Here is a 13,417-nt window from a genome sequence, read left to right as displayed (position 1 = left end):
ATTCAAAATTTTACACCTAAATCTCCTGAAAAAACGTTTTTCAGGAGATTTTTTTTATGATTGAAACATCAAAAAAAACTTTGGCAAAGTTCCAAACTTTACCAAAGGTTGTTGTTATTGGTTTATTTCTGTTACAAAAAGAGGTTTCTTTTAAAGAAGCACTTCTTTTTTGTGAGTTTCGGCATATTTACGGTATAAATCCGAAAGAAAACCATCGGGGTAATTTGAAAAATCGGTTTCAAGTTTAGCCATCATCGCTTCGGAATGCGCATCGGAAGCATCAAAAAACCAAGTTCCGTCGGCGGGAAGTAGCGCAACGGCTTGCGCGATGATGTCCGCTGATTTTGAGGCACCTATCTCACGAAGCGCATCAATAACCTCATTGCTGTACTGCGGATAATTTTCCTGCAAAAAAGCCAAAATGCTTTCAGCTTGACCAAAATTTTCCAATAACATACACAAAAAAAGTTTTTTCTGCACGGGATTTAGCACGCTTAAGTCATAATTGCATTTTTCTTCCAAGCTTTTGTACAAAGCAACGCTAAAATCATCGTTATCTTTGAATAAAAATATATTTTCCATCATCATCCATTTATTATTTCACCACAATCACAAAATAATTCTTCTTGCCTTTTTGCAGTAAGATGAATTTTCCGTCGATTAAATCACTCTCGGAAGCAATGAATGCCTCGGTAACCTTTTCTTTATTTACGGAAATGGCGTTGGCGGTCAGGTCGCGACGAGCCTCGCCTTTGGATTTTAAAAAGCCTGACTTTTCGGAAAGAAGCTCCACGATGTTCGCTCCAATGACCTCCGATTTGGCGATTTCCTTTTGTGGAACACCTTCAAAAATATCCAAAAAGGTCTTTTCATCAAGTGATTTTAAACTTTCGGAAGTAGAATTTCCAAACAGAATTTCCGAAGCCTTTACGGCGTTTTCGTATTCCTCTCGCGAATGTACCATCACGGTGATTTCCTCCGCCAATTTCTTTTGCAAAGCCCTCAAATGCGGTGCTTCGTGGTGCTGTTTGGTCAGCTCGGCAACCTCCTCTTGGGTGAGCATCGTGAAGATTTTGATGTATTTTTCGGCATCGGCATCGGAAGTGTTGAGCCAATATTGGTAAAATTTGTACGGCGAAGTTTTCTCTGGGTCGAGCCAAATATTGCCACCCTCGGACTTACCAAATTTGGTGCCGTCAGCCTTGGTAATCAGCGGACAAGTCATCGCGTACGCCTTGCCACCGGCGATACGGCGAATGAGTTCCGTCCCCGTGGTGATGTTACCCCATTGGTCAGAACCGCCCATTTGGAGCGTCAAACCATTTTCACGGTACAAATGCAAAAAGTCGTATCCTTGCAACAATTGGTACGAAAACTCCGTGAAGGACATTCCCTCGGTGTTTTCCTTCGGGTCGAAGCGTTTTTTTACGGAATCTTTCGCCATCATATAATTCACGGTGATGTGCTTCCCAATATCGCGAATAAACGAAAGGAAGGAAAAATCCTTCATCCAATCGTAATTATTGACCAAAATAGCGGCGTTTTCAGCCTCGCTTTCAAAATCAAGGAATTTTGCCAATTGCTTTTTAATTCCGTTGATGTTGTGTTCTAAAACCTCGTTGGTCAGTAAGTTACGCTCAGCAGACTTCCCTGATGGGTCGCCCACCATTCCCGTAGCACCGCCCACCAGAGCGTAGGGTTTGTGTCCGCAATTCTGAAAATGTTTGAGCATCATCACGCCCACCAAATGCCCAATGTGGAGCGAATCTGCTGTTGGGTCGATGCCCACATACGCCGAGCGTACGCTCTCTAAAAGATGTTGTTCGGTTTCAGGCATTATATCCTGAATCATTCCACGCCATTGTAATTCTTGTATGAAGTTTTTCATTTGTATTTTTTTGTTATCAACTTATTTTAATTTATCTGTTCCGCATTAAAAATAACAAGCGGGGGTGCAAAGATAGTCATTCTAACGGAGGAACGGATTATCTTAACCCGATATTTTCTTAGTGAAAGTCAAAATGTGAGGCGTTTCACCAAAAAAATACACCTAAAAGCCGAGGTGTGATTTTCAGAATTGTTAAAATTGCGTACTTTTGCGCCCAAAAGAAAAGAACGTGGGAAGCAAAAATAAACTCAAACGATTTAAAGAAAACGAAACATTTGCCAACGTATTACAACCCAAGCGCGAAGAACTCCTCACAGGGCAATTTCCCCTAAAAGGAAAATGGAATGCATTGTATTTCAAAAACAATCACCCTATCGTGTTGGAATTGGGCTGCGGTAAAGGCGAATATTCCATCGGTTTGGCAAAAAAATATCCGAATAAAAACTTTATCGGTATCGATATTAAAGGTGCGCGATTTTGGCGGGGAGCAAAAACTGCATTGGATGAAAAAATCAGCAACGTAGCTTTTTTACGCACTCAAATTGAGCTTATTGAATATTGTTTTGCACAAGGCGAAGTCAGTGAAATTTGGATTACCTTCCCCGACCCGCAGATAAAATACAAACGCACCAAACACCGCCTTACCAATGCCGATTTTTTAAATCGTTACAAAAATATTCTGACTACTGACGGACAAATGCATCTAAAAACCGACAGCGAATTTATGCACGGTTACACACTCGGACTTTTACACGGATTGGGGTGTAACATACTGTATGCCAATCACAATATTTACAACAGCGATGGTGTCCCTGCTGAAGTAACCCAAATACAAACGTTTTACGAACAGTTTTATCTGCAACAAAACAAACCCATAACCTACATTAATTTTAGATTTTAACACAAGGTTAAATTATTGATAACCAGCAACTTAATTTTTATAAAGTTTTTAAAAATTCAAAAGCAAAAAAACTTTCAATTTTCAAGGTGAGTGCTCAGTTTTCATTTATCAAAAAACAGGAAAACACCTCAAAACCAAATCGTAAAACTTTTCTTTTACAGTTGCTGTTAAGAAGGATTTATAACGTACATTTGCAAAAAAAATAACAAAATGCAGTGGATTTTAGCAATAATAGGCTATTTATTTTTTAGGCTTCCGGGGGCTGTTATCGGCTTTTTAGTGGGGCTTCTTTTCAAAGGAAAAACCTTTCAACAAACGGGTTCTACTTTTCGGGAATCATTTCAAAGGCAAAGCGTAAGTCCCGCCGATTTTGAGGTTAATTTACTGTCACTTTGTACATTAGTGATAAAAGCAAACGGACGCGTAAGTCAATCCGAATTGGATTTTGTACGTATGCGTTTCGTGGAAATGTACGGAAAAGAGCGTGCCAATGCCGTTTTCCGAACGTTTAATGAGCTTGTCAAAGGTCACGAAATTTCCGTTTCCAGAGTCAGTATATACCTCAGAGCCAGAACGCCTTACGCTACTCGCTTGCAAATTTTGCATTTCCTATTCGGAATTGCCCAAGCCGACGGCGTTGTGAGTGATGATGAAGTGCGTAAAATTCAGGAAATTGCAGGCTATTTTGCCGTTACACAAAGTGATTTTGAAAGTATCAAAGCGATGTTTATTCGCAATCAAACCGAAAGTATCCGTGATGCTTATACCATTCTGGAAATCAATCGAAATGCCACCGACGCCGAAGTGAAAAAAGCCTATCGCGAAATGGCAAAAAAATATCACCCTGACCGAGTGATTACACAAGATGATGCTATTAAAAAAGGTGCCGAAGAAAAATTCAAACAAGTGCAACAAGCCTACGAGCAAATCCTCAAAGAAAGAGGACTTTAAGCCAATAAAAAATGGCAAGCTACCTACATCGCACCGCTACAACCACATACCTTTGCTGTGTTCCCACCCTGGAGGATTTTGTAGGAGCTGGTCGTGTAGGACTTGCCGGTGCAAATATACGCACTTTTATTAAGCGAACAAGTTTTTTCTGAAAAAAAATGTTTATATTTGTACAATCAAAATCATAATCTTGTTGGAAATTCACACCAAGATGTTGGTTTTTAGTTTTTTACAAAAAAAATAAATATTTTATGGCAACAAACAGAACACTCACAATGATTAAGCCCGATGCTGTTGAAAACGGACACATAGGCGGGATTTTAAACCAAATTACCCAAGCCGGATTTAAAATCAAAGCAATGAAACTCACGCAACTTTCACGCCGTGATGCTGAAAAATTTTACGAAATCCACAAGGAACGTCCGTTTTTCAATGATTTGGTGACGTTTATGACTCGCGGACCTATCGTGGCAGCCATTCTTGAAAAAGAAAATGCAGTAGCCGATTTCAGAAAACTTATCGGGGCTACCAATCCGGCAGAAGCCGCCGAAGGCACCATCCGGAAAAAATACGCAACGTCAATCCAAGAAAATGCCGTTCACGGTTCGGACAGCGACGAAAACGCTGAAATTGAAAGCAATTTCCACTTTGCAGGAAGAGAAGTTTTTTAGAAAAATTAAACTTTAAAAACGAATTGCCTTTGTCAGAATGCTAGTATTTTGACAAAGGTAATTATTTGAAAATAAATATATTAATGGAAGAAATAACCTATTTAAAAAACAAAATCAGAGACATACACAACTTCCCAAAAGAAGGTGTTATTTTTAAAGACATTACGCCCATTCTTTCCGACCCGCACGCAATGAAAATCACCACGGATTTGTTTTTAACACAACTCAATGGCGTCAAAATCGATAAAGTGGTGGGGATGGAAAGTCGTGGTTTTTTCTTCGGAACTTTGCTTGCCCAGAAATTGAATGCAGGCTTTGTACCAGTTCGTAAACCCGGAAAACTGCCGTTTGAAACGCTTGCACAAACATACGATTTGGAGTACGGGCAAGACCGGCTCGAAGTCCATTCCGATGCCATCAAAAAAGGTGAAAATGTGCTGATTCACGATGACGTTTTAGCCACCGGAGGAACTGCCGAAGCCGCTGTAAAATTGGTTGAAAAACTCGGCGGAAACATCATTCAGCTTAATTTTCTGATTGAACTAACGTTTTTAAACGGAACTCAAAAATTAGGAAATCACAACATTTTCAGCATTTTAAAATATTAATTTAAGAATTATTAATCGTTTGTTATTTATTGAATATGACAGAATTACGCAAAAAAATAGAAGCCGCTTGGGAAAATCGGGACCTTTTACAACAAGAAGATACACAAAAAACCATTCGGCAAGTAGTTGATTTACTGGATAGTGGCTCACTTCGGGTTGCCGAGCCGACCGACTCGGGCTGGCAAGTGAATGAGTGGGTGAAAAAAGCCGTAGTGCTTTATTTCCCGATTCAGAAAATGGAAACACTCGAAGCCGGAATTTTTGAATATCACGATAAAATTCCGTTGAAACGTGATTATCAATCCAAAGGAATTCGTGTTGTACCCAATGCGGTGGCACGCCACGGGGCTTACATCTCAAAAGGCGTTATTTTAATGCCGAGTTACGTAAACATCGGTGCGTATGTTGATGAAGGCACGATGGTGGATACGTGGGCTACGGTGGGCAGTTGTGCTCAAATCGGGAAAGACGTGCATTTGAGCGGCGGTGTGGGCATTGGCGGTGTTTTGGAACCTTTGCAGGCTTCGCCCGTGATTGTGGAAGACGGGGCTTTTATCGGTTCGCGTTGCATCGTCGTGGAAGGAGTTCGCATAGGGAAAGAAGCCGTTTTGGGGGCAAACGTGGTGCTTACCGCCTCGACAAAAATCATTGATGTTACGGGTGAAAAACCCGTGGAACTCAAAGGATATGTGCCTGAACGTTCGGTGGTTATTCCGGGAAGCTACACCAAAAAATTCCCTGCCGGCGATTATCAAGTACCTTGTGCGTTAATTATCGGTAAACGCAAAGAATCAACCGATAAAAAAACATCATTAAATGATGCGTTGCGAGAATATAACGTTTCGGTATAAAAAACAAAAAGTGTAGGTTTTTCAGCTTACACTTTTATTTTTTTCAGTAGAATCCGTATAATTTTTTATTCAAACATAAAAAAATAACTTACTGAATAAATGTCAGTTACAAAATAATGAAAACATTTTCGTCATTTTTTTAGCGAATTTATTTGCAGATTTTAAAAAAAGGCGTATCTTTGCACCGCAAAAATAACCAATGGCTCATGGTGTAATGGTAACACAGCAGATTTTGGTTCTGTTATTCAAGGTTCGAGTCCTTGTGAGCCAACAAAAGATTCTGATGCAAGGTCAGGATTTTTTTGGGCATATGTTATAGGTTTTCTTAAAAACTCCAAATTACGTTGATAATTTGGGGTTTTATTTTTTTCTCAATTTGTTGCTAACAAAAAAATCCGTTCATTACTAAAACAAACGGATTCAATCAATTAAATTTGTAGAGCTACTACTTTGGGTAAACCAAATTTTCTTCTGTTAAGTTGTAAAGCACTTCTTCCAGATACTTTTTAGCTTCGTATTTTGCCATCGGAAGGTTATTATTATAAAAATTACCACACTCCATAGCCGATGCTCCCGGTATTTCGCCTTCAAAATCAGCCATATATTCAAATAACTTAGTGATGAGGAGTACAATATCGGCAGCGGTGTAATCACCGGCAAGGATAAGATAATTTCCGGTTTGGCAACCCATTGGTCCCCAGTAGATTATTTTATCTTTCCAATCACTATTACGCAACCAAGTGGCAGCCAAATGTTCAATAGTATGAATTTCGGCAGCTCCTAAAACAGGCTCGCGATAGGGCAATTTCATACGAATGTCAAACGAGGTTAATACCTCATTTCCAACATAATCCTTACGGGAAACGTAAATTCCGCGTTGTAATTTTAAATGGTCAATGCAAAAGCTGGCTATTCGCTCCATAGTTTTGTTCTGTTTAATTTTTAGTGAATTATTTATACGTACCATCGGCAAAGATACGATAGAAAAAATAATTTTGCTCCATCAGCCTAAAACAAAAAGAGAAATTACATTGTAATCAAATAATAATCAATTGATTAGTTTGAAAATAAAGCTACAAGCAATCTTTTTGTTAAACAAATCAAAAAAATAACCGAAAAAGCATAAAACAACGTGCTTTTTTTCATATTTTTGTGAAAAATATAAAAACGATGTCAAATTCTTGGAAAACAGCTTTTATAGGTACGATTATTCACTTGTTTTTAGGTACGGTTTATGCGTGGAGCTTTTTTCAGGTTCCAATAATGGAACGCACCGGCTGGAACAACACTCAAACCACGATGGCTTTTAGCTTAACCATTCTTGCACTGGGAATTACCGCCTCGTGGGCAGGACGAAAATTAGAAACTTACGGAGCACAAAAACTCACCATCACCGGAGGATTACTTTTCGGGTTGGGATACGTACTTTCATCGTATGCACTGGATAACAATAATTTAGTGTTGTTTTACGCAAGTTTTGGTTTAGTGAGTGGTTGCGGGTTGGGGCTTGCTTACGTAACACCTGTTGCCGTTGTTAGCCGATGGTTCACTAAAAATCAAGGGGTTGCCACCGGAATGGTGGTAATGGGCTTCGGGCTGGGTGCTTTTATGATGTCAAAAATTTTAGCGCCTCTTTTTTTAGAACTGACAAACAACGATGTGGCGCTGAGTTTTCGCTATTCGGGTTATGTTTTTGGACTGGTAATTCCGTTTTTAGGCTTTTTCTTGAAGTTTCCGAAGCAAATGATTAGCGCCGAAAAATCATCGGAAATTGTGTCGGTTTCAACTTCCAAAACAATGCTGATTTGGCTTGTTTTCACATTGAATATTCTTGTAGGAATGATTTTTTTGTCGTTCCAATCGCCGCTGCTTCAAGAATTAATGCAAAAAGAAGGGACTTTCACGGCAGAAATCTTGACACAAGCGGGCGCAACACTCATCGCTGCAAGCGCTTTTTTTAACGGCATCGGACGCTTTTTATGGGCGGGACTCTCAGACAAGGTAGGGCGAATGAAAGCTTTCAGAATGCTTATCGCTCTTGAAATCCTTTGTTTTTTACTGCTGATTTTCACCAAAAATACAATTGCATTTTCGGCATTGGTTTGCGTGGTTCTTTTGTGTTACGGCGGTGGATTCGGTATATTACCATCACTTGTAAAAGATGAATTTGGAAGCGCAAAAATGTCGGAAATGTACGGAAAAATGCTCACTGGCTGGGGCGTAGGCGGTTTGCTCGGCACGCTGACCACCGCATTTTTAAAAGATACTTTTGGCAATGAAGCCGGCGCTTACGTTTTTGCCTTGGGGCTCGGCGTTTCGGTTGTTGCTTTGCTGCTTAGTATGCTTATAAAAAAATAACTGACGGAAGATTTTCCGTCAGTTATCATAACAATGTTTAATCAAATTAATCTTTTGTGTGTGAATAATTTCCGTTTAAATCAAAGGCAACTTCAAATGAAAGATTTGAAAATTCAACTTCATAACCTGTTGCTGTTTTCTCGATTCCGTTAACCGGACGATCAGGGTACATTTGTGCTAAATACGTACGGATTTTTTCAGGAATAAACCCTGTTGCCGTAAGCGCTTGATTATCGGGGGCATCTACTTCTTTCCAATTTCCGTTTAGGTCAAAATCAATCTCTACGCCGTTTGCCAATTTGTACTCCACTTTGGTTTTTTCCACTTCGATTTTTGTGATAGCAACGTTAGGGAAATACGTCTTTATAAAGTTTTCGGCATTGGTTTTTACTCCTTGCGGAATTTCACCTATGATAACAGTGTTTGTATTTCCACCTGTATTCCCGCCGGTATTTCCGTTCCCTGTTCCGTTTGTTTTCGGATTTCCGTTTGCATTAAAATGGATGTCGTTTTTCACACCTACAAGCTCCACTTCATAACCGGTAGCCGTTTTTTCAATTCCGTTAATGGCATTGTTTGGATAAGTTGTTTTTAAGTGATTAACAATGTTTTGCGGAATAAAAGCAACATTTGTTAGGGCTTGACCATCACGTGCGTCTACGTTAATCCAGTTTCCGTTTAGGTCAAAATCAACATCCGTACCATTGTCCAAGTCATACTCCACTTTGGTACGCTCTACTTCCACTTTAACTACTTTAAAGGTAGGGAAATAGGTTTTTAAAAACGCATCAGCAGCCGTAGCTACGCCTTGCGGAACGTTCGGGTTTGGATTGTTGGCAGGTGGATTGGTTCCGTTTCCGTTATTTTGCGGATTGGTAATCAGTCCGTTTACATCAAAATGAAGGTCGCCCTCCACACCCACGAGCTCTACTTCGTAACCGGTTTTGGTCTTTTCAATGCTGTTGATGGGGTTGTTAGGATGGTTTTTTGCCACGTGAGTCAAAATACTTTGAGGGATAAAATCCATTGAGGTTGCCTTATCAACCAAAGCATCTCTGTCACGAGCATCTACTTTCGTCCAATTTCCATTGGCATCGAAATCAATCTCCACTCCGTTTGATAAATCAACAGAGTAACTTCCGTTGCTCTCAATTTCGGTTTTAACAATGTTCGCTTTGAAGTACTTACTAACAAATGACTGTGCCACCTCAGGCAAGTTTTTGTTTTGAATTACATCATTTTCTTTGTTACACGAAAACGCCATAAGCGATGTTGCGAGAGCCACGACGGCTAATTTTAATACGAGTTTTCTCATAATTTGTTATATTTAAAAAAGTTTTAACGTTCTTATTTAGTCTTTCACGATAAGATAATTCCCATCGCGGTCAAAGGTAACTTCCCCGCCAAAGTTAAGCAGTTCCACTTGGTAACCGGCTGCATTTTTTTTGATGGCGTGAATGGGATAGTTAGGATACATTTGCGCCAAATAATTTCTGATTTTCTCCGGAATAAAACGTGTGTTTGTCAGTTTTTGATTGTCACCGGCGCTTACTTCCGTCCAATTTCCGTTGGCATCAAAATCAACTTCTACTCCGTTGGTAAAGTGAATGTTATGACCTCCTCCGGTTTCTTTTTCAACGCGTAAAACGGTAAGGTCAGAAAAGTATTGCTTGATAAACTCTTGTCCCACTTTCGGAACATTGGCAACACTTGCATCAGTCGGTGTATCTTTATCCTTACACGAAGCCAAAAATGAAACGGCGGTAAGGGCAAGAAATAAATTAAGAATGATTTTTTTCATAATCTTATTATTTTGATATGTTATTAATTATCAATACGTAAAAACTTTCCGGTTTTGTCAAACTCCAAATCCAATCCGTTTGAAATTTCAATTTCGTATCCGTAATGTTTCTTTTTAATTTCTTGTACGAACGCATTAGGATATTGCGCCTTAACATATTGAGAGATAGCAGCCGGAACGATGCCTGCGGGAACCTCGGCAGCTCTTGATTTTACTTCTTCCCAATCACCATTGGCATAGAACTCAATTTTTGTTCCGTTTTCAAAATACACGTCATATTCTTTTGAGTACGGCTTGGCATCTTCAACAACAGTTACCACACGTTGTGCAGCGAAATGTTTTTTCACAAAGGTTTGTGCCTGAGCCGGAAGCTGTTCAAAAGTGATGTTTCTTTCTTGTGCAGATACAAACTGAAACCCGAAAAGGGCAATTAAAATAGTTGTGATTTTTGTTAATTTTCTCATTGTTTATCTTTTTATAATTTTACAGGTGCAAAAGTAGTATCCAATTTTGGAAAGAAATGGGAATAACAAAATAAAATCGAAAAAAAATAAATAATGTTGCAAAAAAGCAATGAAAACCCTCAAAATCGGGTGATGCTTTTTTGCAACATTACAAAAAACGGACTGCTAAAAATCCGCAGGAATTATTCTACATTTTCGTTTTTTAAAGTCATCTTTAAGGTGATAAAACCTAATATTCCGGCAGTTAATGATGAAATAAGAATTACCAATTTTGAATTATTGATAATGGTTGCATCATCAAAGGCAAGTAACGTAATGAAAATGGACATCGTAAACCCGATTCCGGCCAAAAGCCCCACGCCCAAAACCGATTTCCAATTTAAATCAGACGGAAGTTTACAAATTTTAAGGCTTACCGCCAAGAAAGCCAATGCAAAAATCCCCAACGGTTTCCCGACAATCAGCCCCAAGGCAATACCCAAACTGTTGTTTTCGGTTAGTATTTGAGTAATATCGCCGCTGAACGCAATTGCTGTGTTTGCCAAAGCAAAAATGGGTAAAATCACAAATGCAACCGGCTTGTGCAAAAAATGTTGCAGCACATACGAGGTTGATTTTTCATCACCGTTACCAAACGGAATGGCAAAAGCCAACAATACTCCCGTGATGGTAGCGTGCACGCCCGAATGCAACATAAAATACCACATCGCCACTCCGCCGATTAAATACGGAATGAGATTTCGCACTTTCAATCGGTTCAAAATCAGCAAGAAAGCAAAAATACCCAAAGCAATAGATAAATTTGTCCAGAACAACGTTTTGGTATAAAAAACCGCAATGATGATAATGGCACCCAAATCGTCAATTACAGCCAAAGCCGTCAAGAAAACTTTCAGCGAGGTAGGTACGCGATTCCCGAGCAGCGCCAACACTCCCAGCGCAAAAGCAATATCGGTTGCCATTGGTATTCCGGCGCCCGATTGCGTAGGTGTTCCGTAATTGAATAAAAGAAAAATTCCCGCCGGAAAAAGCATACCGCCCAAAGCCCCGAAAATAGGCAAAAGAGCATCTTTAACATTTGAGAGTTCGCCTACGTAAATTTCACGCTCCAACTCCAAACCAATGAGTAAGAAAAAAATCGCCATCAGCCCGTCGTTTACCCAATGCTCAATGCTATGCCCTTGAAATTGTGTTTGCCAAAAATGGTGGTAACTTTCACCTAATGCCGAATTTGCCACGATTAATGACAAAACGGTGCAACATATAAGGACGATACCCCCTGCTTTTTCACTATCAAAAAAATCTTTAAAAAGTTTTGTCGCTTTCATATTTATTTGTCTAATCTTTTTTAATACACTAATAGTTAATTTATTGCTGAAATTTTGAACGTTATCGTTTCATCTTTTGAAATTGTTAAAATAAAACGATTTCCGCACAGAAGCCCTGCAAAAAGCTCCAAAAATACAAAGAAAAAATGATTTTTACAAATTTTCTTTTAACAATCACCTGGAAAATTGTTTTTTTAGCAAAATAGTCCTGCTCATTGTTTTTTGTTCTTTTATCGTAAAAATAGTATTTTTGCCAAAAAGATACATCAAATGGAAGTAAACATACATTCAAGTTGGAAATCACATTTGGCTTCTGAATTTGAAAAAGACTATTTTAAGGATTTGGTCGCTTTTGTAAAAAAAGAATATGCGCAAGGGATTTGTTACCCAAAAGGAAGCCAAATTTTTGCTGCCTTTAAGCATTGTCCGTTTGAAAACGTAAAAGTGGTAATCATTGGGCAAGACCCGTATCACGGTGTAAATCAAGCTAATGGATTATGTTTTTCGGTTCAAGACGGAATAGAACATCCGCCATCACTTGTCAATATTTTTAAAGAAATTCAGCAAGATTTGGGGCTTCCCTATCCAACAAGCGGCAATTTGGAGCGATGGGCATCACAAGGGGTTTTGCTTTTAAATGCCACCCTGACGGTGCGCGCCAACCAAGCCGGAAGCCACCAAAATAAAGGCTGGGAAACCTTTACCGACTCGGTCATACGAGCCGTTTCACAACAAGGCAATCAAGTTGTTTTTATGCTTTGGGGCGGATATGCCAAAAAGAAAACGGCTTTAATTGACACTTCCAAACATTGCGTTTTAACGTCGGGGCATCCGTCGCCGCTCAGTGCTAATAGAGGTTATTGGTTTGGAAATAAACATTTTAGCAAAGCAAATGCCTATTTGGCTTCTGTTGGAAAAACTCAAATTCACTGGTAATAAAAAAAGCTACTCTAACCGGAGTAGCTTTCGTTTTTTATTGAGCGGAATACTTATTTACTTTGCCCTGTGCTTTTATCAGTTTCAAGTTTAAGTTATTGATTTCTTGCTCTTTTTTTAAAATTTTGCCTTTGTATTTGGCATCGTCATTGGGTGAGAGGCTGCCTTTGGCTTTCTTTACGTTGTACTTGTTTTGCTCGCGCGCCAATTCATTCTCTACCTTTTTGATTTTGGTTTGAATTTTTGACACCTCCTGATTGGCTTTTATCAGGTTTTGCTTGTTTTTCTGTGCCGCTTTTTGTGCTCTTTCGGCTTCTTTTTTAGCTTTTGCCTCTGCCTTTTTTGCTTTTTCTTCGGCTTTTTGAGCTTCTTTTTTGGCTTTTTCCTCAGCTTTTCGCGCTTTTTCCTCAGCTTTCAATGCTTTTTCTTGCTCTTTTTGCGCCTTTTGTTCCGCTTTAAGTCGCTCTTTCTCAGCTTTTAATTCGGCTTCTGTTTTCACGGGTTGCATCGGGGTAGCCATCAACGTGTCTATAACAGGTGTATTTTGTGCCAACGCAACTTGCGCTACCAACAGCGCTACAATAAATGTGTAAAACTTTGTTTTCATCACTAAATAAATGTGTTAATTTTTCGGGGCAAAGGTAATGAAGTAAACTATAT

The 13,417-nt window shown here is 39.3% G+C and carries 15 protein-coding genes, 1 tRNA gene and 1 other RNA gene; 8 read left to right on the top strand and 9 right to left on the bottom strand.

Features of this window, described 5'->3' with window-relative positions:
• Window positions 1–150 precede the first annotated feature (150 nt).
• A complete protein-coding gene (locus Q4D72_RS06110; RefSeq protein ID WP_303076764.1) occupies window positions 151–582 on the bottom strand; it encodes a hypothetical protein in 432 nt (143 codons plus the stop codon).
• A gap of 13 nt (window positions 583–595) precedes the next feature.
• Entirely contained in the window at window positions 596–1,888 is a 1,293-nt protein-coding gene (gene tyrS / locus Q4D72_RS06105) for a tyrosine--tRNA ligase (protein ID WP_303076763.1), read from the bottom strand.
• A gap of 229 nt (window positions 1,889–2,117) precedes the next feature.
• Here tyrS and trmB point away from each other — a divergent pair, with 229 nt between their 5' ends.
• Together trmB and Q4D72_RS06095 are read left to right on the top strand one after the other, a co-directional pair.
• Window positions 2,118–2,789: a tRNA (guanosine(46)-N7)-methyltransferase TrmB gene (gene trmB, locus Q4D72_RS06100; RefSeq protein WP_303076766.1), complete on the top strand. Its 672-nt coding sequence runs from the start codon at window positions 2,118–2,120 to the stop codon at window positions 2,787–2,789.
• Window positions 2,790–2,999: 210 nt separating this feature from the next.
• Window positions 3,000–3,740, top strand: a complete 741-nt coding sequence (locus tag Q4D72_RS06095) for a TerB family tellurite resistance protein (protein WP_303076762.1) — start codon at window positions 3,000–3,002, stop codon at window positions 3,738–3,740.
• A 9-nt stretch (window positions 3,741–3,749) separates the two neighbouring features.
• Here the strand turns inward: Q4D72_RS06095 and ffs are convergent.
• Window positions 3,750–3,848: signal recognition particle sRNA small type (gene ffs, locus Q4D72_RS06090), an RNA gene on the bottom strand.
• 143 nt (window positions 3,849–3,991) lie between these two features.
• On the opposite strand from ffs, the gene Q4D72_RS06085 reads away from it, so the two are divergent.
• The 4 genes from Q4D72_RS06085 (at window position 3,992) to Q4D72_RS06070 (ending at window position 6,141) form a co-directional block, all read left to right on the top strand.
• Entirely contained in the window at window positions 3,992–4,411 is a 420-nt protein-coding gene (locus Q4D72_RS06085) for a nucleoside-diphosphate kinase (protein ID WP_303076761.1), read from the top strand.
• 83 nt (window positions 4,412–4,494) lie between these two features.
• On the top strand, window positions 4,495–5,019 hold the full coding sequence (locus Q4D72_RS06080; RefSeq protein ID WP_303076759.1) for an adenine phosphoribosyltransferase: 525 nt from the start codon (window positions 4,495–4,497) through the stop codon (window positions 5,017–5,019).
• A gap of 35 nt (window positions 5,020–5,054) precedes the next feature.
• Window positions 5,055–5,870, top strand: coding sequence for a 2,3,4,5-tetrahydropyridine-2,6-dicarboxylate N-succinyltransferase (locus Q4D72_RS06075; protein ID WP_303076757.1), 816 nt, complete (start codon window positions 5,055–5,057; stop codon window positions 5,868–5,870).
• A gap of 200 nt (window positions 5,871–6,070) precedes the next feature.
• A tRNA-Gln gene (locus Q4D72_RS06070) sits at window positions 6,071–6,141 on the top strand.
• Window positions 6,142–6,315: 174 nt separating this feature from the next.
• On the opposite strand, the gene Q4D72_RS06065 is transcribed toward Q4D72_RS06070, so the two are convergent.
• The gene (locus tag Q4D72_RS06065; protein ID WP_303076756.1) at window positions 6,316–6,792 is read right to left on the bottom strand and encodes an S-ribosylhomocysteine lyase; all 477 of its coding nucleotides are present in this window, start codon (window positions 6,790–6,792) and stop codon (window positions 6,316–6,318) included.
• A 248-nt stretch (window positions 6,793–7,040) separates the two neighbouring features.
• On the opposite strand from Q4D72_RS06065, the gene Q4D72_RS06060 reads away from it, so the two are divergent.
• Entirely contained in the window at window positions 7,041–8,228 is a 1,188-nt protein-coding gene (locus Q4D72_RS06060) for an OFA family MFS transporter (protein ID WP_303076754.1), read from the top strand.
• 46 nt (window positions 8,229–8,274) lie between these two features.
• Here the strand turns inward: Q4D72_RS06060 and Q4D72_RS06055 are convergent, their stop codons facing one another.
• From Q4D72_RS06055 to nhaA, 4 genes are all read right to left on the bottom strand, one after another.
• Complete coding sequence (locus Q4D72_RS06055) at window positions 8,275–9,543, bottom strand: PepSY-like domain-containing protein (protein WP_303076753.1); 1,269 nt, start codon at window positions 9,541–9,543, stop codon at window positions 8,275–8,277.
• A 36-nt stretch (window positions 9,544–9,579) separates the two neighbouring features.
• Window positions 9,580–10,029, bottom strand: coding sequence for a PepSY-like domain-containing protein (locus tag Q4D72_RS06050; protein WP_303076751.1), 450 nt, complete (start codon window positions 10,027–10,029; stop codon window positions 9,580–9,582).
• Window positions 10,030–10,052: 23 nt separating this feature from the next.
• Window positions 10,053–10,493 (bottom strand): PepSY-like domain-containing protein, encoded by a 441-nt coding sequence (locus Q4D72_RS06045; protein WP_303076750.1) that lies wholly within the window; start codon window positions 10,491–10,493, stop codon window positions 10,053–10,055.
• A 182-nt stretch (window positions 10,494–10,675) separates the two neighbouring features.
• On the bottom strand, window positions 10,676–11,821 hold the full coding sequence (gene nhaA / locus Q4D72_RS06040) for a Na+/H+ antiporter NhaA (RefSeq protein WP_303076748.1): 1,146 nt from the start codon (window positions 11,819–11,821) through the stop codon (window positions 10,676–10,678).
• A 270-nt stretch (window positions 11,822–12,091) separates the two neighbouring features.
• Here nhaA and Q4D72_RS06035 point away from each other — a divergent pair, with 270 nt between their 5' ends.
• The gene (locus Q4D72_RS06035) at window positions 12,092–12,757 is read left to right on the top strand and encodes a uracil-DNA glycosylase (RefSeq protein WP_303076746.1); all 666 of its coding nucleotides are present in this window, start codon (window positions 12,092–12,094) and stop codon (window positions 12,755–12,757) included.
• 37 nt (window positions 12,758–12,794) lie between these two features.
• On the opposite strand, the gene Q4D72_RS06030 is transcribed toward Q4D72_RS06035, so the two are convergent.
• Complete coding sequence (locus Q4D72_RS06030; protein ID WP_303076745.1) at window positions 12,795–13,364, bottom strand: hypothetical protein; 570 nt, start codon at window positions 13,362–13,364, stop codon at window positions 12,795–12,797.
• Window positions 13,365–13,417 lie beyond the last annotated feature (53 nt).

The sequence above is a fragment of the Capnocytophaga sp. genome (genome assembly GCF_030532915.1).
Taxonomy (GTDB): domain Bacteria; phylum Bacteroidota; class Bacteroidia; order Flavobacteriales; family Flavobacteriaceae; genus Capnocytophaga.
This window is presented reverse-complemented; position numbering and strand designations above follow the sequence as displayed.

Coding starts and splice junctions, on each gene's coding strand:
- Q4D72_RS06075 (WP_303076757.1), top strand. CDS start 5,055: ATGACAGAATTACGCAAAAAAATAGAAGCCGCTTGGGAAAATCGGGAC.
- nhaA (WP_303076748.1), bottom strand. CDS start 11,821: ATGAAAGCGACAAAACTTTTTAAAGATTTTTTTGATAGTGAAAAAGCA.
- Q4D72_RS06055 (WP_303076753.1), bottom strand. CDS start 9,543: ATGAGAAAACTCGTATTAAAATTAGCCGTCGTGGCTCTCGCAACATCG.
- Q4D72_RS06110 (WP_303076764.1), bottom strand. CDS start 582: ATGGAAAATATATTTTTATTCAAAGATAACGATGATTTTAGCGTTGCT.
- Q4D72_RS06050 (WP_303076751.1), bottom strand. CDS start 10,029: ATGAAAAAAATCATTCTTAATTTATTTCTTGCCCTTACCGCCGTTTCA.
- Q4D72_RS06085 (WP_303076761.1), top strand. CDS start 3,992: ATGGCAACAAACAGAACACTCACAATGATTAAGCCCGATGCTGTTGAA.
- Q4D72_RS06035 (WP_303076746.1), top strand. CDS start 12,092: ATGGAAGTAAACATACATTCAAGTTGGAAATCACATTTGGCTTCTGAA.
- Q4D72_RS06080 (WP_303076759.1), top strand. CDS start 4,495: ATGGAAGAAATAACCTATTTAAAAAACAAAATCAGAGACATACACAAC.
- Q4D72_RS06065 (WP_303076756.1), bottom strand. CDS start 6,792: ATGGAGCGAATAGCCAGCTTTTGCATTGACCATTTAAAATTACAACGC.
- Q4D72_RS06030 (WP_303076745.1), bottom strand. CDS start 13,364: ATGAAAACAAAGTTTTACACATTTATTGTAGCGCTGTTGGTAGCGCAA.
- tyrS (WP_303076763.1), bottom strand. CDS start 1,888: ATGAAAAACTTCATACAAGAATTACAATGGCGTGGAATGATTCAGGAT.
- Q4D72_RS06045 (WP_303076750.1), bottom strand. CDS start 10,493: ATGAGAAAATTAACAAAAATCACAACTATTTTAATTGCCCTTTTCGGG.
- Q4D72_RS06060 (WP_303076754.1), top strand. CDS start 7,041: ATGTCAAATTCTTGGAAAACAGCTTTTATAGGTACGATTATTCACTTG.
- Q4D72_RS06095 (WP_303076762.1), top strand. CDS start 3,000: ATGCAGTGGATTTTAGCAATAATAGGCTATTTATTTTTTAGGCTTCCG.